This window comes from Brevibacillus sp. DP1.3A, from assembly GCF_013284245.2.
Classification (GTDB): domain Bacteria; phylum Bacillota; class Bacilli; order Brevibacillales; family Brevibacillaceae; genus Brevibacillus.
In genome coordinates, this window is sequence record NZ_CP085876.1 from 483074 (window position 1) to 502588 (window position 19515).

Consider the following 19515-nt stretch of genomic DNA (forward strand, 5'->3'; position numbering starts at 1 on the left):
TGAACTCGTGATGAAAGGAGGAGCAGCATGTATCGAGTGATTTTGGCTTCACGCAAGACCGTGGAATGGATTGGGCTTTTGATCGTGGCTTTCCTGTTCGTTTTCCCGTTTCTGTGGATGGCATCGACGGCTTTCAAAACGATGCCAGAGGTCCGGCAATTTCCCCCGACGCTTTTGCCTGAGACGTGGGAGTGGAGCAACTTCGCCCAAGCGTGGGAATCAGGTCCGTTCCTTATGTATACGTGGAACAGCATTCTGGTTGCGGTAGGTATTTTGATCCTCCAATTTTTAACGGCGGTGCCTGCGGCTTACGCTTTCGCACGTTACAAGTTTCCCGGTCGCAATCTGTTGTTTGGTCTTGTCTTGATTGTCTTGATGATTCCCGGACAAGTCATCTTTTTGCCGATTTACGTGCAATTGAGTGGCTGGGGACTCGTCAACACACTATGGTCGCTCATCCTGCCGTACGCAGCCAGTGCATTCGGAATCTTCCTGCTCAGGCAAGCATTCATGCAGGTGCCCGATGAAGTGATCGAGGCAGCACGCCTGGATAATGCGTCCGAATGGAAGATCATGTGGACGATCATGGTGCCGATGGCGAAACCTGTGCTAGTCACTTTTGGACTATTCAGCTTTATTTACCACTGGAACGACTATTTCTGGCCGCTGATTATGACCAACAGTGACGAGGTGCGCACCTTGCCGATCGGAATATCCAGCTTGCACATGTCCGACGGCGGCACATTGTGGAACGTCATGATGGCGGGCAACATGATTCTCATTCTACCGATTCTCGTCATTTTCTTCGTGGCACAACGGCATATTATCAAAGCGTTCATCTATCAATCCAAATAATAAAAGGAAGTCAAATTATTGGATCACAATAGGGAGGAAATCAAACTATGTTTTCAATGAAAAAGACTGGTACGATTCTATGTGCATTGACTATCGGTTTGTCAGGAGTATTGGCTGGATGCGGATCATCTGGTAAAGAACAGTCTACAAGTACAGGTAGCACTTCTCAGCCAGCAGCGTCTACAGCAACCAGCGGCCCTGTCCAAATTGATTTCTGGTATGCGTTGGGTGGCGTTCGTGGGAAAACAATTGAGGATATGGTCAAAAAATTCAATGAAACACATAAAGATATTATCGTCAAACCAGCCTACCAAGGTGCGTATCAAGAGAACCACTCCAAAGTACTGGCATCTGTAGCAGCGAGTAACAATCCAGATGTCACGATGGTCGAGATCGCTTCGATCGCAGCATTTGCGGATGCAAAGGTATTGGAAGATTTGACACCCTACTCGCAAGGGGATGAGAAGAAGTACATTCCAGGTCTTATGAAAAACTCTTATTGGAATGACAAACTGTACGCAGTACCATTTAACCGCTCCACTCCACTGCTGTACATCAACCGTGATATGTTAAAGGAAGCAGGACTTGATTCAAACGGTCCGAAAACATGGGATGAGCTCGTCAGCTTTTCTCAAAAGCTGAGCAAAAAAGAAGGAGACAAAATTACCCGGTACGGCTTCTCGACACCTGTTGATATCTGGTTCTACGAAGCGCTTGTTTTCCAAGGCGGGGGCAACATCCTGAGCGAGAACGGCAAGGAGCTGACGATCAACAACGAAGCAGGAAAAGCACCGCTTGAGCTCTGGTCCAAAATGGTGAAGGAAGGCATCATGAAAAACCCTCCAGGAGAGAACTACAATGCGTGGGATGTAGCAGAGCAAGACTTCCTGAATCAAAAAGTGGGCATGATTTTTACCTCGACAGGTTCCTTGACGGAATTGAAGAAAAATGCCAAATTTGACATGGGTGCAGCTTTCCTGCCAGCTAATAAAACGTTTGGTACGCCAACGGGCGGTGCGAATCTCGTGATGCTGGCGAAGTCGACCGATGCGGAGAAAAAAGCAGCGTGGGAGTTCATGAAGTGGATGACGGATACCGAGCAAACAGTTCCGTGGTCAATCGCTTCCGGTTATATGCCTGTCACCACAGAAGCAATTGATTCGGCTGAAATGAAGGCATTCTACGAAAAAGATCCAAACTTCAAGGTCGCGGTAGAGCAACTGCAATACGGTTATCCTCGTCCAATGGCTCCAGGCTACAAAGAATTGCAGGATGTGATTCAAAAAGAACTGCAGCGTGCGATGCTCGGCCAAGCGACTGTAGATGAAGCGATGCAGGCGGCGACGGAAAAAGGCAGCAAGCTTTTGAAAAAATAACAGAATCGAAGCGATAGAGGAGCTGGCGAAATGAACATTTGTATGGCACATCGCGGGTGGTCAGGCAAAGCCCCGGAGAATACAATGACAGCGATTCGACTGGCTTTGGCAGAGCCAGCTATCAAAGCAATGGAAATTGATGTTCAACTGACGCGTGACGGTGTTCCGGTGCTGATTCATGACTTTACGCTGGAACGCACGACTAATGGCCGCGGTCTGGTCATGGATCATACCTTGGCAGAGCTGCGTGAGCTGGATGCAGGGAGCTGGTTTGGCGACAAGTTTGCGGGCGAGCGAATCCCTACACTAGAGGAAGTCCTGGTCGCAGTAAAAGGTCGCTGCACGCTAAATATCGAGTTGAAAGCAACAAGTGACATGTACCCTGGTATCGCAGAAAAGGTGCTCGCGCTTTTGGAAAAGCATGAGATGAAGCAAGCGGTGCATGTGACTTCATTTGACCATGATTTGATCCGTCACGTCCGCGCGCTCGATCAAGAAGTAGAGACAGGTCTGATTGTATATGGCCGCCCTGTACTCATGCTGGAACAGATGGAGGCAGCAGGTGCTACGATTCTTTCCATGGGATATCCGTTCCTGACTCGTGAGCTAACTGTAGCCGCGATCGAAAAAGGCTTCAAAGTCATCGCGTGGACGCTGGATGATCCGAAGCATATCCGTGAAGTCATTTCGTGGCATCCTCAGGTTCAAATTTGCACGAACCATCCTGACCGGATGTGGGAGTTTGTATAAGCGCAAGCAGGAAAGAGCCGCCGGGCAACATGCCAGGCGGCTTTCCTTGTTTTCGTTGTTTGGACTATATCTTGAATTTGCTTACATGAGATTGCAGTTCTTCGGCTATTCTTGCCAGAGAAGTAGCTGATGAACTGACTTCTTCCATAGCTGCCAGCTGTTCTTCGGTGGCGGCCGACACACTTTGTGTTCCGTCAGCAGAATTCTCCGCTACGTCTTCAATGACACTGACCAATTCTACCACCTGTTTGGTGCCAAATGACATTTGCTCAGAATAAGCCTTTACTTCTTGAATTTGGCTTGCCACCTGTGTGACAGCATCTTGGATCTGTTCGAAGGACTTGCCTGCATTGTTAACGACCGTAAGTCCAGTGGCGACCTCTTTGGTGCCCTGTTCCATCGAAAGAACAGCCTGGTTTGATTCGAGCTGGATCGTCGTAATCAACAGTTTGATCTGTTGCGCGGATTGCGCGGACTGCTCAGCCAATTTGCGCACTTCGTCTGCCACAACGGCGAATCCGCGCCCCTGTTCACCAGCTCTCGCCGCTTCAATAGCTGCGTTAAGCGCTAACAGATTTGTTTGTTCAGCTATGGCGGTGATGACTTGTACGATTTGTCCGATTTCCTGCGAGCTGTTTCCTAATCGTTTGACGATATCGGCAATGTTGCCGACAGTGTTCTCGATCGATTGCATCTGGTTGATAACGATCTGAAGGGCCTGATTGCCTTCCACTGCAATTTGGGAAGCGTCCAAAGCCGATTCGGCGGATTGCTGTGCATTCGTGGCAACCTGCTGAGCCCCTGTCGATACGCCTTGAATTGCTGTGACACTTTCCTCTACACTCTTCACTTGCTTTTCCGCACCGTAAGCTACTTCCTGAATCGTTATTGCGATTTGCTCGGTAGCCTTGCTCGTATGGTCGGCGTTGACCGACAATTCCTCTGCTGCAGAAGCAAGATCTGAAGCTGAATCATTTACTTGTTGAATAATCGTTCGCAGGTTGAGCACCATTGTGTTTACTGATTGGGATAGCTGTCCAACCTCATCCTTGGTTCGAATTTGCAAGGGTTGTACAGTCAGTTCACCCTCGGAAATGCGGTTAGCCACAGAGGCAACTGCCGCAATAGGGCGTGAGATTTGCCGAGAAACAGCGTATGCGATTGCGATCACGACAGCAACAACAACGATGACAATGATCGTAACCATGGTGGTAACGGATGAAACCGCAGACGTTATGGATTCGACAGGGATATGCAGATACAAACCAAAGTTGGTCTTGGGAATGGGGGAATAGGTGACAACGTATTCCTTGCCATTGTCCGAGTAGCTGTATGAGCCCTTTTCCGTTTTTCCTGATTTAAGGATTTCTATTAATGGTTGCGGCAGAGCGGATTCCTCAAGCGGTTTTCCGATCAGATCCTGGGTAGGATGGTACTGAATCTGGTTCTTGTTATCAATGAGAATCGGATAACCATCATTGCCTACTTTCAAATCCTTGAGAAATGTAGCTGTGAAGTCATCTACATTGACGAGCCCGGTCAAGACACCAAGCTTCTCATTGTTTTTCGTTTTTACCGGGGAAGCGACGATGATAGAGCGATTGCCGGTTGTCTTCGCAACAAGAACATCGGAGAAGCTGGGCTTGTCCTGCATACCGTCTTTGAAGAATTGGCGCTCGCCAAGATTGATTCCAACGCTTTTGGGGAACGTATCAGCCGTTACTTTTCCATCGCTTGCGATAAACGTATTTCCGTCATACAGTTTCATTTCCTCGGTAAACTTGCGGATGAATTCATTTTTTGCCGCTGCATCATCGGATTGAATATCCGAGGTACGGGCTAAAATCTGAATTTCTGTCATACGCCGGTCCAGATATTGATCCATAGCTATGGCTGTACTGGAAGTAAGGTCAACATAGGATGATTTTTGTTTATCAATCAGAATGGTTGAAAAGCTACTCGTGATAAACAACGAAACGGCAGCAAGTGGAATGACGGCCACGACGAGAAACCAAAGGATCATTTTGTTCCTGAGTTTGTTGAACAAAAACATAGGATTTTTCCGCTCCTAATCCGTGATTGAGGTATTTCTTTCTTTGTGAAAAGCCGTTGCCACAAGGAAATATAGACTGCTGAGATTGTCTCAGCAGTCTGACAAAATATTAATATCCCATTGCTGCGCCTTCACCGCGAGGGTCAGCACCGCCAAATTTTACATTAGTTTGCGGGTCAATCAGAATTGCGCCGGACTGTCCCATCGTATCGGTATAGGCTGCTTCCAGCTTTTCGACTGGATGCCCACGCTTAATTAACTCGTCCAGGACTTCTTGAGGGATGCGGCTTTCCACCTTGAGATTGTTGGAATCAGATCCCCAGTTGCGTCCATGCAGCCATCTTGGCGCTTCGATTGCGTCTTGCACGCTGAAACCAAAGTCGATGATACGCGTGACGAGAGCGGCTTGCGTTTGCGGCTGTCCTTCTCCCCCTTGTGTTCCGTAGAGAAGATAAGGCTTGTCCCCTTTAAAGAGCATAGCTGGGTTAATGGTGTGGAAGGTGCGTTTTCCTGGTTCCAAGTGATTGATGTGTTTGGAATCCAAAGAGAAATAGCTTCCGCGGTTTTGCAAAAGGATGCCCGTATCTTTCGCTACGATGCCGGAACCCCAGTCAAAATAGTGACTTTGAATGATGGACACGGCATTTCCATCTTTGTCAACGATCCCGAACCAGGTTGTATCGCCTTTTGGATCAAGCGGTTCTACGGATTTGGCGGCTTGCTTCATATCAATGCGCGCAGCTAAATCTTTCCCGTGCTGCTTGGACAATAGCTCATCCACAGGGATATCCACAAAGGCAGGGTCAGTCAGCCATTTGTCGCGGTCAGCAAAAGATTGTTTGGTAGCTTCCACAATCGTGTGATAGTAATCGGGTGTTCCTTCACCCATGCTCTTGAGGTCAAAATTGTTCAAAACATTAAGAATAGAGAGCGAAGCCATGCCTTGGGAGTTAGGCGGAACGTTGTACGCTGTATAACCGCGGTAGTCTACCGAAATCGGATCTGCCCAAGTGGAGGTGTGCTTCTCAAAATCTTTCAACGTGAGCAATCCGCCGTTGGCTTGCATGTCTGCTACGATTTTTTTAGCAACTTCTCCTTTATAAAAACCGTCAGCGCCTTTTTTCGCAATGATTCGCAAAGTATTGGCAAGATCCTTTTGTTTTAGGATTTCGCCTGCTGCATAGGGATCGCCGTTGGGCTTCAGGAATGTTTTACGGAATCCATCAAAACGTTGAAGATTCTTCAAGGCATTGTCAGTTGGATCTGTCGCGTATTTCGTCCAATATACTTGGTTGGGGGAGACTGGATATCCGTTCTCGGCGTATCCAATAGCAGGCTCCAGCAGTCTGTTCCATTGAAGCTTACTCTTGCCCATGCTTTTATGGGCATAGTTGTACGCCTCCCACCAGCCGGAGACGACACCAGGGACAGTGTTTGCCGATTCATAACCGCGGGACGGGATTTTTTCGTAGCCTTTGTTTTTGTAATAGTCGATGGTTGCTTTTTCGCCTGCACGACCACTGCCGTTCAGCGCCTTCAGCTCTTTTGTTTTGGCATTGTAGATGAGCCAGAAGTTATCTCCACCAATGGTTGTGTAATGAGGATAGACGACAGCTAATGTGGAAGCGGCTGTAATAGCAGCATCTACTGCATTTCCACCGTCTTCCAATGTCTTCAGGGCCGCAGCCGTAGCCAGATAGTGAGGAGTCGTCACCATTGCGTTCGGTGACATCGATGTTGGACGGTTAGCAGCTTGTGCTCCAGAGAACGTTGATAGCCCGATGACAGCAGTCAGCGCGACGGTCGAGAGTTTCTTCCAGAATGACATTCCTATGAAACCTCCTTCATGATGAATAGAATAATAATTCATTAAACCGGCTATCCGCTGTTGCCTCACCTCCTTTAAAAACTAAAAATACACAAACATACAAAAATAGACAAAAATAGACATTATGAGCGCAAAAAAAGACCAATGATATAGGATCATTGGTCTCGTCCTACATCAATACTTCGGTAGCTGGCAAGCGTGTCCGCTGTTGCGGAGGTAGCCCCTGTAGCTTTGCGTCGCCGGATTTCCCCGGGTATGCCGTTTCGATATCAATGGATGAAGTAGAAAATTGACACATATACTGATTCGATCGTTGTGGGAAAATGTTCCTAAAACTCCGTTTGCCAATAATATAGACTATTTACCATTTGTGGTAAATAAGAAAAAATATTTTAATCCAGAAAAATAGTGAGAAATGTTATGGGGAAGGTTGTTTTTCGCAGACATTCACACACCTCCTGGGGCAAAACTGCTTATGATGATAAAAAGGCACATTCGCCAAGGAGTGAAACAAAGACCATGATGCATCCCGATACAGAATTGCGCTATATCAACGATGAGATCGGGTACGGTGTGTTTGCGACAAAGTTTATCCCAAAAGGAACGATTGTATGGGCACAGGATAATTTGGACCAGGTATTGGACCCTGTATTTGTGGAAAGACTTGACTCATTACGAAAACAGGACGTGCAAAAATACTCCTTTAAGAACCAGTTCGGAAAGTACATTCTTTGTTGGGATAAGGCAAGGTACGTGAACCACAGCTTTCATGCGAATTGTGTGCCGACCATGTATGATCTGGAATTGGCTGCACGGGATGTTTTGCCGGGTGAAGAGTTGACTGATGATTATGGGACGTTGAATCTGGATGAACCTTTTGATTGTTTGCCCGAGTCCGACACGGACCGCTCCCGCGTAATGCCCGATGACTTGCTTCGGTATTACCCGCAGTGGGATCGGATTGCTGCGGAAGCATTCCAACGTTTCAATCATGTTGAACAGCCTTTGCTGCATCTGATTTCCCCGAAGCATCTCGAAACGATTCGTGGGATCACGGAGCAGCGCTTAGCCATTGATTCTGTCATTCATCTGTATTGCAGGTCACAATGGCAAACGAGGCAGCAATGGAAGACGTGAGCGGGTCGGTCAACGACCCGATTTTGTTGAACTCTGAGTAGAGAATCAGTATTATGGAATGTAAAGGTGAAGTGAAAGGTTGATTTCATTGGAAAACAAGGTAGCGGCATCCAATTTTATCCGCAATATCATGATTGATGACTTGCAAGAGGGCAAAGTAAAGGAAATCATTACCCGCTTTCCCCCAGAACCGAACGGGTATCTTCATATTGGACATGCAAAAGCAATCTGCCTCAACTTTGAGTTGGCACGTGAATTTTCCGGCAAGGCCAACCTTCGATTTGACGATACCAATCCGGTAAAGGAAGACATCGAATACGTAGAGGCCATTAAAAGGGACGTTCAATGGCTGGGCTTCGAATGGGACGGGTTGTTTTTTGCATCTGATTACTTTGAAGAGATGTACAACCGTGCGGTGCTGTTGATTAAAAAAGGTTTGGCTTACGTAGACGATCTGTCTCCCGAAGACATGCGTAAAATGCGTGGAACATGGACAGAGCCAGGCACAGATAGTCCGTTCCGCAATCGATCTGTGGAGGAAAACCTGGATCTGTTTGCACGGATGCGCCAAGGGGAATTCAAGGACGGAGAAAAGGTGCTGCGTGCGAAAATCGATATGGCTTCTCAGAACTTCAACATGCGTGATCCGGTTCTGTATCGAATCTCCCATGCAACGCATCACAACACGGGAGACAAATGGTGCATCTATCCGATGTACGACTTCGCTCATCCGTTGGAGGATGCCATTGAGGGCGTGACACACTCCCTGTGCTCACTGGAATTCGAAGATCATCGTCCGTTGTATGACTGGGTAGTCCGCGAGTGCGAAATGGAGAAAGTACCACGCCAGTACGAATTTGCTCGCTTGAACCTGACCAACACCGTTATGAGTAAACGCAAGCTGAAACAGCTTGTCGATGAGAATGTAGTAGACGGCTGGGATGACCCGCGCATGCCAACCATCGCAGGCTTCCGTCGTCGCGGCTATACACCAGAAGCGATTCGTACATTCGCTCGTGAAGTAGGGGTAGCGCGCGCTAACAGCACGGTTGACGAGAAAATGCTGGAGTATTTCATCCGTGAGGACCTGAAACTGAAGGCACCACGTACGATGGCTGTTTTGAATCCGTTGAAGGTCGTCATCACGAACTATCCGGAAGGACAAGTCGAGATGCTCGAAGCGGAGATCAATCCAGAGAACCCAGAGATGGGCAATCGTCAAATTCCGTTCTCCCGCGAAATCTACATTGAGCAGGATGACTTCATGGAAAACCCGCCGAGCAAGTATTTCCGCCTGTTCCCGGGAAATGAAGTGCGTCTGAAGCACGCGTACTTCATTAAGTGCAATGACATCGTGAAGGATGCAGATGGCAACGTGATCGAGATCCATTGCACGTATGACCCTGAGACGAAGAGCGGCAGCGGTTTTACAGGTCGCAAGGTAAAAGGTACGATCCACTGGGTGGATGCAACCAATGCAGTTCCTGCTGAATTCCGTCTGTACGAGCCGTTGATTATGGATGATGAAGACGCAGAGGGCACATTCCTCGACAACGTTAACCCGAATTCGTTGGAAGTGCTGCAAGGCTATGTGGAGCCAAATATGAAAGAAACCAAGCCACAAGACAAGTATCAATTTTTCCGTCATGGCTATTTCAATGTCGATTCGAAGCATACGACAGATGATAAGCTCGTATTCAACCGGATTGTATCGTTGAAGAGTTCCTTTGAACTGCCAAAAGCATAGGAAATACCCATATAAATCAAGCGCTGCTGTGCATGGAGAACCCGTGTGCAGCAGTGCTTTTTTCTTTCGTGATTATAAATCAGCGTGTATAATTATTCTGTTACAAAAAGGGGGACAGGCAGTGAACGGGAAAGCAGAACTAACACGTAGTTTGAAGTTGCGACATATTGTCGTAATTGGACTGGGCTACATGGCCCCGATGGCCGTTTTTGACACCTTTGGCATTGTTTCTGGAGATACGGGGGGGCACGTTCCTGCTGCTTATGCAGTCACACTTCTTGCGATCCTGTTTACGGCGGCAAGCTACGGAAAGATGGTACGGCTATTCCCTTCAGCAGGGACCGCATATACGTATACGCAACAAACGATTCATCCCTATGCAGGATTTTTGGTAGGATGGGCGTCCTTGTTGGATTATTTATTTTTACCGATGATTAACGCCTTGTTGACGGGAGTATACCTATCATCCGTGTTTCCTGACGTGTCGACCGCGTGGTGGATTATTGGTTTCATTGTATTGGTGACGGGGTTAAACGTATTTCGCGTAACGGTAACCGCATCCGTTAACTCGATTCTGGTGCTGTTTCAAGTCGTGGTCGTCGTGTTATTTGCGGGATTGGCAATCCGTGGTCTGATGCAAGGTGACGGGCTTGGGCAAGTATTCAACCTGCGTCCATTTGTGTCACCGGATATGTCTGTCATTGCACTGCTTTCTGGTGCGTCGATTCTTTGCTTTTCCTTCCTTGGCTTTGATGCAGTAACCACGCTAACGGAGGAAACCGTCGATGCAAAAAAGACGATTCCTCGCGGGATTATGCTCGTAGCAATCGCAGGAGGAGCGTTGTTTATTACGGCATCTTATTTCATGCAATCATTATTTCCTGATGTTTCGGTATTGTCTGATCCAGAAGCGGCCTCTGCGGAGATTGCTTTGTTTATAGGTGGGACGATCTTTCAATTGGTGTTTTTAGCGGCAGCGTTGTCTTCGACACTAGCATCCGGGCTCGTATCTGTCACGAGCGTAACGCGCTTATTGTACGCAATGGGACGAGATGGATTTTTGCCGCGACGCTGGTTCGGTTATGTACATCCAAAGCTGAGAACTCCCTTGCTTAACGTCCTGCTGGTCGGAGCGTTGATGCTGCTCGCTTTGTATATGGATTTGTTAACGGCAACTTCCTTTATTAACTTCGGCGCTCTGATCGCCTTTAGCTTTGTGAACATCAGCGTAATGGCATACTATTTCCGCAAACAAAAGAACAAGCATATCAAGGATTGGTGGGGCTTCGTGTTGTCTCCATTCATCGGGACAACGTTCATCGCCTTTCTATGGGTCAACCTGGAAGCAACGTCCATGATGCTTGGCTTGCTCTGGACCTTTGTCGGCTTGATCTATTTGTTGTACTTGGTAAAGGTCAAGAAAACCAATTTGGAAATGGTGAAGTTTGAGGAGTAGAGTGGCTGTCGTGGAGAAGAAGTGCATTTCCAGTCTTCGCTTCGGCCTCCGCCCCGCAAGAGGGATTGACTGTCCGCTCCAGAATAAATGGCGGGAGCGCTTCAAACGTAGAATTTTCGAAGAAGGATTCCATAAGTGAAGCTGAAATTCCCCGCCATTTATTCCGGAGCTAGGTTGGGCTCCAGAGGCGCTTGGACTGGAAATGCACTTCTTCATACGTGGCTTTGGTAACAATATTTGAAAGTGAATTCAGGATGGGAGAGAACAATGATTCTCTCTCTTTTTATTGATTTTGATTCTCCCTAATCAAAGCAAGAGAACAGCAAACAGCTCGCAGAGGAAACAGGAGAAAACAGCGAAGATCTTAGGGACACCGACCGAGACGGAATGCAAAAAGCGAAACACGCCCTTAAGCGTCCACCTCTGAAACACATCCTGAACCGACCACTTTGGACGCGGTTTCGCTTTTTGCATGGAGTCGGGCAGTCAATCCCCCAGGGGGTGGCCCTAGAAGCTGAGCGTTTTCTCCTGTTTCCTCCCCACCACTACAGCCAGATCAATGTGATGTTTTACCCACCCTCTTCTAGACGATCCAGAAAAGAGAGAGTAAACTGGCTACAGGAATATTCCAAACATTAACACTTGACACAAGGAGGGGTTATTCTGATGCTCTCAAATCTGTTCCGGCGGAAGTGGACGACGGTAGATTACGTCCTGATTGTCGTCACTGCCGCGCTCTACACTGTTGCCATTATTATGCTTGCCAATATCAAGCTCATTCCTTCCGTACCGATCCGTCCGGCCAATGCCCTTCAGCCCGTATTTGGCATGTTATTCGGCTTGCCGGGATGCATTGGTCTTGCCTTTGGAAATATGGTCAGTGATTTGTTAACCGGAAGCGCACCGCCTCATGCGATCGCGGTCGGTTTCTTTTCTAATTTTATGGGTGGTTTTATCGGGTTGCTTGCTGTGAGTCACCCTGCACTGAAAACAAAACGCAGCGTTCTTCAATATATCGTGTTTGTTGTCATGATCAGCTCGATTGTGGTAGCGTGCGCGATTTTGATTAACGTGGCACTGGGTCTAACACCAAAAGAAGTGGCGGTCTGGTACATCCCAACCGTGTTCTTGAACCAAGCCATTTCAACCGCGATTCTGGGACCAATCCTCTTGAAGCTGTTGTACCCATTCGTGAAGCGCTCTGGACTTTATCGGGGCCGTCCCTTGCAGGAATTCAACTATCTCGGGAATGAAAGCAGGATCGCAAGGTGAAAACAGAACCATTGCTGCGAGTAAACGGAGTCTATTGGCACTATGAAGAGGGAGCACTGCCTGCGCTAACTGACATTCATCTGGCTCTTTATCCAGGGGAAGTAGTCGGCGTAGTCGGACCTGCTGCCGCAGGGAAAACGACACTGCTATTGACGATGTCAGGTCTGATTCCATCTAACTACGGTGGACATTTCGTGGGGAGTGTCGAGTCCACAAGCGAGCAAGGCATCGTCTTTCAGGACCCGGAAACCCAGTTCATCGGGCTGACTGTAGAAGAGGAACTTGCCTTCTCGCTTGAGAATGTCGGGTGGTCGGACGAGCGAATTGAAAAAAGAATGGCAGAGGTACTCGATCTGATCGGATTAAACGGCTTTGCTGATCGGTCACCTCTTGAGCTATCGGGGGGAGAAAAGCAGCGGGTGGCAATTGCATCCGCTCTTTCCCACAGTCCGCAGATGCTCATATTGGATGAGCCTACTTCCGAGCTGGACCCGGTGGGAGCGCGGGAGGTCTTCTCGCTTCTTGCACGGCTGAAGCAGGAAAAAGAAATGACGATTGTGGTATCGTCCCATGCGACAGAAGAGCTTGCGGCCTTTTGCGACCGAATGATTCTGATTGCCGAGGGGAAAATCGTATTGGACCAGCCGACTCGCCAATTTTTTGCTCAAGTGGACGTGTTGGACGAGCATGGCATATTGGTCCCGGATGTCATCCGACTCTATCACATGCTATGCCAGGAAGGCGTCATGTCGGCGTCCTCTGCTGGTGTGCCTCTGACTGTTGAGGAGCTGGCACTCCACTACAATTGCGAGTTCAAAAAATCGACTTTTCAGCACCGAGAAAGTGACGAGAAGCTGAAGAGGGAGGAGCGGAGTGTAGGGGCACCTACATGAGCACCGGACATCGAAGGTGAACGTCACTTTCGATGTGACAAAGCATTCAGAGTTGCTTCGTGATCAAAAGACGATTTTTTGAACAACCACTACCAGGAAGCACAGCTCGTTCGGGAGGGAAGCATGTGAGTGTCGTCATTGAGTTCGATGAGGTCTGGTATGGCTATGAAAAGGAAAAGCCGGTGCTGCATGGCGTTTCGCTCCAATTGAAGCAGGGAGAATTCGTCGCGATCATCGGGGGAAACGGTTCCGGTAAAACGACGTTGGCCAAGCATTGTAACGGTCTATACAAGCCGACACAGGGTACCGTCAAAGTGAATGGTCTCGATACCAAGACGATGAGCGTTGCCCAACTATCGAGAATCGTGGCGTACTGCTATCAAAATCCTGATCACCAAATCTTTCATTCGACCATAAAGGCGGAGGTAGCATTTGGGCCCAAAAACATGGGCTGGCCGCCTGGAAAAATAGAGCAAGCTGTCGCGGAGGCGTTGGCAGCAGTGGGATTATCCGACAAGGGCGAAGAAGAGCCCCATTTTTCGAGCAAAGGCACGCGGCAAAAGATTGCGGTGGCTTCGATTTTGGCGATGAAGCCGCAAGTGATCGTGCTGGACGAACCTACGACCGGTCTCGATTACCGAGGCATGCAAGAAATGATGGAGCTGGTGCGGCATTTGCACGCGGAAGGTCATACGATCATCGTCATCACGCATGATATGCGTTTGGTAGCGGAATACGCCCAGCGAGTGATCGTTATGCATAAAGGAAAGCTGCTATGCGACGGGGACCCACAACACGTTTTTTCGCAGCCACAAGTATTAGCTGCTGCCCAAGTAGAAGCGCCTGCCATTTATCGTTTCGGGAAAGCAGTGGATGTCCATGACCCCATTCCACTCACGCTAACAGCGATGAAAAAACAGCTGCTGGGGGAGGGGATCTAAGATGAAGAATGCCCATCCGAGCTACGCGCTGCTTGTATTCGTGCTGCTGGGCTTACTCCCTTTTTTATTCCAGGACCCACGTGCGTTAATTGTTCTGTTGGCGATAAACATCGCATTGATTGCCAAGCTGGGCTGGGAGCGCTCCATGATTAAGGCGTACGTATTGGTTGGTGGAATCGGTTCGTGCTTTGCTGTGATTACGTGGCTCCCTTTTACCAATGTAGGCACTCCGTACTGGAGCAGCACCATTCCGTTGATCCACTATCCCGTGCAAATCACGGATGTCGGTGTCTTATGGGCATTGGGAATGGGACTTCGACTGGCAAATGTCGCGTTATTATCGATGTACTATATGTTTACAACTTCGCCCAGAGAAATAGCGATGGGACTTCGCGGGATTGGCGTTCCGTTTTCGATCAGCTATTTGCTCTCGCTCATTTTTCGCTTTATTCCCCTCGTCAAAAATGATTTGGCGATCATTCGGGAAGCGCAGATGGTACGAGGGATGTCGACGAGCGAAGGAAATGTTCCAGAACGCATCAGGAAGTACAGCTACTTGCTCGTACCGCTCATCTTCAACTCACTCAAGCGTGTACAACTGATCGCCAATGCATTGGATGCCAAAGGCTTTCGCATGCGTAACAGTCAGCATCGGTTTTACCGCAGCAAACGGTGGAAAAAAACAGAAGTACTCACACTAGTGGCTGGTGTATGTATCGTCGCAGCACTGTTTTACATCGCCAGGTTACATCCAGATCATATTGGCGTGCTGATTCCGGGGCGTATTTAGTAAGGAGGCAGGCAAAATGAACGAAGCTTTGTTTTCGCATGTCAATCGTTTGCAGGTAGTAGGGGGCACGCTGGAGTACGGCGTCACTGGAAAGCCACATGCACCTGCACTGCTACTTTTGCATAGCATTCGCAACACCAAGCTACTGTTTGCGCCCATCCTGCCAGCATTGGCTGAGCGATATCGGGTGATTGCGGTAGATATCCGTGGTCATGGGAATTCTGTGAGCCAGGGTTCCTTTTCGTTTGAGCAAATCGTGACGGATTTGATTCAACTCTTGGAGAAAGAACAGCTCGAACAAGTGACGATTGTCGCAGCCTCCTTTTCCGCTGTGCCTGCCCAGATGCTTGCGATTCGCGAGCCCAAGCGAGTAGCTTCGCTCGTATTGCTGGATGGAGGCTATTATTCCTTGGGAGAAGTGCCCGGGTTCAATAGGGAGAAGGTTGTTGAGCGGCTGGCTACCACGCGGTTTACTTCCGTAGAGGAAGCGGAAAGGCAGTTCGCAGAGCGGTATGGTACGAGAGTGATGCCAGAAGGCTGGATGCAAGACGAGCTTTTGAAAAGGGAAGACGGCAGCTACGGATACCGTTTGCCGAGGGAGGCGTTCTCGGCCTATTTCCAAGAGTACAGCGTCTATAGCCAACCGGAATTGTTCCAACAGCTGACATGCCCCGTGCTATTACTGCTTGCTGACGACAGCTTATTGTCAAAGGAAGAGCAGCAGTTTCATCGACAGGCAGTCGCCAATTACCAGAGGATTGTGAAGCAGGCCAAGGTGAAAATGATACCGGAGGCACAACATTTGCTGATGGTGACGCACCCGCAAGAGACAGTGAACGAAATCCATGATTTTTTATCGAAATAAGGAAGGGACAAGCGAGTATGCTTGTCCCTTTTTCTTTGTTTACCGCTTCGCTTCGCGTATGAGCACGTTTAACTGTTCTGCCATGGCTTGCTGATCCTTTTGATCCCTCGTGTGCTTTTTCACCGTTTCTAGCGCTTTGATGCCTTTTTTCGAGCTCACGACCTTTACGGGTGTATCCGTTCCATAGATACGCTCGATTTGGGAGCGTGCTTGTGCGAATGTGCTCTGATGATCGCTCGTACCCAATGTCCCTGCGGTTCCGCTCCCTGATTTTGTATGGGCGGCATCATGTCCTCGACTGGAGCTACCGGAGTAATTGCTGATGAGATGGGACTGCATCGGGTCCATTTGATTGATCGATTGCGCATTGGCAGTAGAAGGGGCCAAGTAGATGGCATCATTCACAATCAACGCCTGGACACCGTGAACGCCCGCTGCCTTCAATTGGGCCTCCAGCTTTGTGGAAGGACCACCCGTGTGTAGGTGTGAGCTGCCCATGGAGCTATAGAGAGCATTGCCCATCCCGCTATACGTATGACCGTGCGCGTTTGTCGTGAATTTCTTATTGAGATCTACGCTTGGAATAACCGTTGCGCCTTTTGGAGCTTGTGCAATGGACTGTGTACGTGCTGGCGGATGTGGCTTCGTAGGCTGAGCAGCCTGATTCATACAAGCTGTCATTAGAAGTACAGTCCCTAAACCTACGGTTCCAGCCCATGTGTGGAAGTGCTTCATCACGATCCCTCCAAGTCTTCCTACCTAGATAAACTTATCCTTTGTTCACTGCATGAAGTTATGAGTGGAGCATCTTGGAAAAATTTCTGTTGAACACGATTATCTTGTGGAAAAATTGCACAAACCAAAGGAAGGAAATCACTGGAGGTGGTAGATTTGGCAGATTCAAACAACGTGAAGGAGCAGCCAGTATCCCGAAGGAACTTCTTGAAAAACTCCGGCCTGGTGCTCGGTAGCTTGGTCGTGGGTGGCGTGGCAGGGAGCTTGCTCCGCAAACCGGAACCTCCGGTGCAGCCAGCAGCACCGCCCCCTGCGGCCGATTACAATCAGGCGCTCATGTTTTTTACGCCTGAGCAATTTAAGGTGGCGGATGCCGCTTGTGAGCGCATTTATCCTGAGGATGAGCTGGGTCCGGGCGCGAAGGCACTCGGTGCCGCTTATTTCATTGACCACCAGCTAGCGGGTGATTGGGGCTTTAATGCTCGAGAATACATGCAAGCGCCCTTTTTTCCGGGTGAGATCACACAGGGCTATCAAGGCAGGTTGAAACGTAGGGAAATATTCGATATCGGCCTTCAAGAGATGAACAACTATAGCAACAGTACCCACGGAAAACGGTTTTATGAACTTCCGGCGGAGCAGCAGGACGCAGTTTTAAAGGCCTTTGAAACCGATGAAGTAAAATTGACGACCATTTCGGCGAGCACTTTTTTCAATATGCTGCGGGCGAGTACGATCGAAGGCGTTTATGCAGACCCTCTGTACGGAGGCAATAAAAATATGGAAGGCTGGAAAATGAAGAATTTCCCAGGTAATCAGATGGCGTATACACAGCTGATCGATAAGCCTGAGTTTGTGAAGATGGCTCCCTTAAGTCTGCGGGATCATCAACAACATTAAGGGGGACTGTACATATGGCCAAAAAGCTGCCCAAGGTTGACGTCGTGATCGTGGGGGTGGGCTGGGGAGGAGGCATTATTGCTTCTGAGCTAACCAAGCAAGGTTTGACAGTAGTGGGTCTAGAGCGAGGCAAGGAGCGCAAAACGGAAGACTACTTCATGGTACACGATGAATTGCGTTACGCTCTTCGTTACGAGATGATGCAAGATTTGTCCAAGGAAACGATTACGTTCCGCAGTCAAATGAACGTTCGCGCGCTTCCCATGCGGTCATACGGTTCCTTTTTGATCGGGACAGGACTCGGGGGAGCTGGTATCCACTGGAACGGACAGACCTTCCGCTTCCTGCCGTATGATTTCGAAATTCGCTCCAAGACGATTGAACGGTATGGGGCAAAGAAAATTCCAGAGGGAATGACGATCCAGGATTGGGGCATTACCTACGATCAACTGGAGCCATACTTCGATAAGTTTGAAAAGATGGCGGGAATCGCAGGCGAGGAGAATCCATTGGGGGGAAAACGCTCCGGTCCTTATCCGGTACCTCCGATGCGTACTACACCGAGTATGAAAATGTTTGCGGATGCGGCGAAAAAGAAAAACCTGCATCCATACATCCTTCCATCAGCAAATCTCTCGCAAGCGTATACCAATCCAGACGGGGTGGCTCGGGCAGCTTGTCAGTACTGTGGCTTCTGTGAAAGGTTTGGTTGCGAGTACGGAGCAAAAGCCGATCCAGTGGTGACGGTGATCCCGGTAGCGAAGAAGACAGGGAAGTTTGAAATTCGCACGCATTCCCATGTCCGCAGAATTTTACATACAGGGAACAAGGCGACAGGCGTCTTGTATACGGATGTCACGACAGGGGAGGAATTCGAACAGCCCGCCGATATTGTGGTGATGACCAGTTATGTATTCAACAACGCGCGAATCTTGCTCATGTCCAAGCTGGGGAAACCGTATGATCCAGCAACGGGAAAAGGCGTAATCGGAAAAAACTACGCCTACCAGGTCATGAGAGGAGGCGCGGTCGGCTTCTTCGACGACAAGGAGTTTAACAATTTTGCAGGCGCAGGCTCGTTGGGAATGTGTTTGGATGACTACAATGGTGATAACTTCGATCACGCCGATTTGAAATTTATCCATGGGGCGAATATCGCTGTCACACAAACCGGCTTCCGACCAATCGGGACGAACAAGGTGCCACCGGAAACGCCTAGCTGGGGCAAGGATTTCAAGGCTGCATCGATCAAATATACGAATCGGTTCATATCCGTAGGCGCCCAAGGAGCTTCGATGCCATTTCGACAGCATTTCCTTGATCTGGACCCGACATACAAGGACGCATTTGGTGATCCGTTGATGCGTATTACGTATGATTTCGTCGATCAGGACAGGGAGCTGGCGGCTTTTTGTGCAGATAAGTGCGCGGAAATTGTGAAAGAAATGGGTGCGAACGAGAAGCTCGAAATCAACCGCAAGCTCGGACCTTACGATATCACACCATACCAATCGACGCACAATACAGGTGGCGTCATCATGGGAGCCTCTCCAGAAACGTCGGCAGTTAACAACTACTTGCAGATGTGGGATGCGGAGAACGTATTTGTCGTCGGTGCTTCTGCCTTTGCGCACAATAGCGGCTACAACCCGACAGGAACGATGGGTGCTCTCTCCTATCGAGCAGCAGAAGGCATTTTGAAATACAGGAAAAGCGCTGGCGGCATGCTCGTATAAGCTGTTTTTTTAGTTATGCAAAACACAATTGCAACTATGCGAAAAGTCGTTAGGGCAACTAACGGCTTTTTTGGCGTGGATCTGAAAAAGTTCATTTGCACGATTGCGAATGTCTATGAGTGCAAAAAGCGAAAAGCACTGGAATGATGCGGTTTCTCATCTTGGCATGTTCCTTGCTACA

The 19515-nt window shown here is 48.8% G+C and carries 16 protein-coding genes and 1 riboswitch; of the genes, 13 read left to right on the forward strand and 3 right to left on the reverse strand.

Annotated features, from left to right (window positions below):
- The first annotated feature begins 27 nt into the window (after positions 1-27).
- The 3 genes from HP399_RS02580 to HP399_RS02590 are packed head-to-tail and all read left to right on the forward strand — an operon-like array spanning position 28 to position 2981.
- Positions 28-855 (forward strand): carbohydrate ABC transporter permease, encoded by an 828-nt coding sequence (locus HP399_RS02580; RefSeq protein ID WP_173619789.1) that lies wholly within the window; start codon positions 28-30, stop codon positions 853-855.
- 47 nt (positions 856-902) lie between these two features.
- Positions 903-2231 carry an ABC transporter substrate-binding protein gene (locus HP399_RS02585; RefSeq protein WP_173619788.1) on the forward strand — a complete coding sequence of 443 codons (1329 nt, stop codon included), beginning with the start codon at positions 903-905 and terminating at the stop codon, positions 2229-2231.
- 30 nt (positions 2232-2261) lie between these two features.
- The gene (locus HP399_RS02590; RefSeq protein ID WP_173619787.1) at positions 2262-2981 is read left to right on the forward strand and encodes a glycerophosphodiester phosphodiesterase; all 720 of its coding nucleotides are present in this window, start codon (positions 2262-2264) and stop codon (positions 2979-2981) included.
- A 64-nt stretch (positions 2982-3045) separates the two neighbouring features.
- On the opposite strand, the gene HP399_RS02595 is transcribed toward HP399_RS02590, so the two are convergent.
- Positions 3046-5034 carry a methyl-accepting chemotaxis protein gene (locus HP399_RS02595; protein ID WP_173619786.1) on the reverse strand — a complete coding sequence of 663 codons (1989 nt, stop codon included), beginning with the start codon at positions 5032-5034 and terminating at the stop codon, positions 3046-3048.
- Positions 5035-5143: 109 nt separating this feature from the next.
- On the reverse strand, positions 5144-6862 hold the full coding sequence (gene ggt, locus HP399_RS02600) for a gamma-glutamyltransferase (protein WP_173619785.1): 1719 nt from the start codon (positions 6860-6862) through the stop codon (positions 5144-5146).
- A 181-nt stretch (positions 6863-7043) separates the two neighbouring features.
- Positions 7044-7132: riboswitch (cyclic di-GMP riboswitch) on the reverse strand.
- A gap of 249 nt (positions 7133-7381) precedes the next feature.
- On the opposite strand from ggt, the gene HP399_RS02605 reads away from it, so the two are divergent.
- From HP399_RS02605 to HP399_RS02640, 8 genes are all read left to right on the forward strand, one after another.
- The gene (locus HP399_RS02605) at positions 7382-7999 is read left to right on the forward strand and encodes an SET domain-containing protein (RefSeq protein ID WP_173619784.1); all 618 of its coding nucleotides are present in this window, start codon (positions 7382-7384) and stop codon (positions 7997-7999) included.
- A gap of 79 nt (positions 8000-8078) precedes the next feature.
- Positions 8079-9746, forward strand: coding sequence for a glutamine--tRNA ligase/YqeY domain fusion protein (locus HP399_RS02610; RefSeq protein ID WP_217367747.1), 1668 nt, complete (start codon positions 8079-8081; stop codon positions 9744-9746).
- Between the two features lie 121 nt (positions 9747-9867).
- A complete protein-coding gene (locus tag HP399_RS02615) occupies positions 9868-11202 on the forward strand; it encodes an APC family permease (protein ID WP_173619783.1) in 1335 nt (444 codons plus the stop codon).
- A gap of 666 nt (positions 11203-11868) precedes the next feature.
- A complete protein-coding gene (locus HP399_RS02620) occupies positions 11869-12474 on the forward strand; it encodes a QueT transporter family protein (RefSeq protein WP_173619782.1) in 606 nt (201 codons plus the stop codon).
- Positions 12471-13367, forward strand: a complete 897-nt coding sequence (locus tag HP399_RS02625; protein WP_173619781.1) for an energy-coupling factor ABC transporter ATP-binding protein — start codon at positions 12471-12473, stop codon at positions 13365-13367. The genes HP399_RS02620 and HP399_RS02625 overlap by 4 nt, the downstream gene beginning before the upstream one ends.
- Before the next feature lie 125 nt (positions 13368-13492).
- A complete protein-coding gene (locus HP399_RS02630; protein WP_173619780.1) occupies positions 13493-14308 on the forward strand; it encodes an energy-coupling factor ABC transporter ATP-binding protein in 816 nt (271 codons plus the stop codon).
- Between the two features lies 1 nt (position 14309).
- Complete coding sequence (locus HP399_RS02635; RefSeq protein WP_173619779.1) at positions 14310-15098, forward strand: energy-coupling factor transporter transmembrane component T; 789 nt, start codon at positions 14310-14312, stop codon at positions 15096-15098.
- Between the two features lie 16 nt (positions 15099-15114).
- Positions 15115-15963, forward strand: a complete 849-nt coding sequence (locus tag HP399_RS02640) for an alpha/beta fold hydrolase (RefSeq protein ID WP_173619778.1) — start codon at positions 15115-15117, stop codon at positions 15961-15963.
- Between the two features lie 39 nt (positions 15964-16002).
- Here HP399_RS02640 and HP399_RS02645 read toward each other — a convergent pair whose 3' ends face one another.
- Positions 16003-16698, reverse strand: a complete 696-nt coding sequence (locus HP399_RS02645; RefSeq protein ID WP_173619777.1) for a hypothetical protein — start codon at positions 16696-16698, stop codon at positions 16003-16005.
- A gap of 147 nt (positions 16699-16845) precedes the next feature.
- Between HP399_RS02645 and HP399_RS02650 the strand changes: the two genes are divergently transcribed.
- Both HP399_RS02650 and HP399_RS02655 read left to right on the forward strand, forming a co-directional pair.
- Positions 16846-17598: a gluconate 2-dehydrogenase subunit 3 family protein gene (locus tag HP399_RS02650; protein WP_173619776.1), complete on the forward strand. Its 753-nt coding sequence runs from the start codon at positions 16846-16848 to the stop codon at positions 17596-17598.
- 14 nt (positions 17599-17612) lie between these two features.
- Complete coding sequence (locus HP399_RS02655; protein ID WP_173619775.1) at positions 17613-19334, forward strand: GMC family oxidoreductase; 1722 nt, start codon at positions 17613-17615, stop codon at positions 19332-19334.
- The last annotated feature ends 181 nt before the right edge of the window (positions 19335-19515 follow it).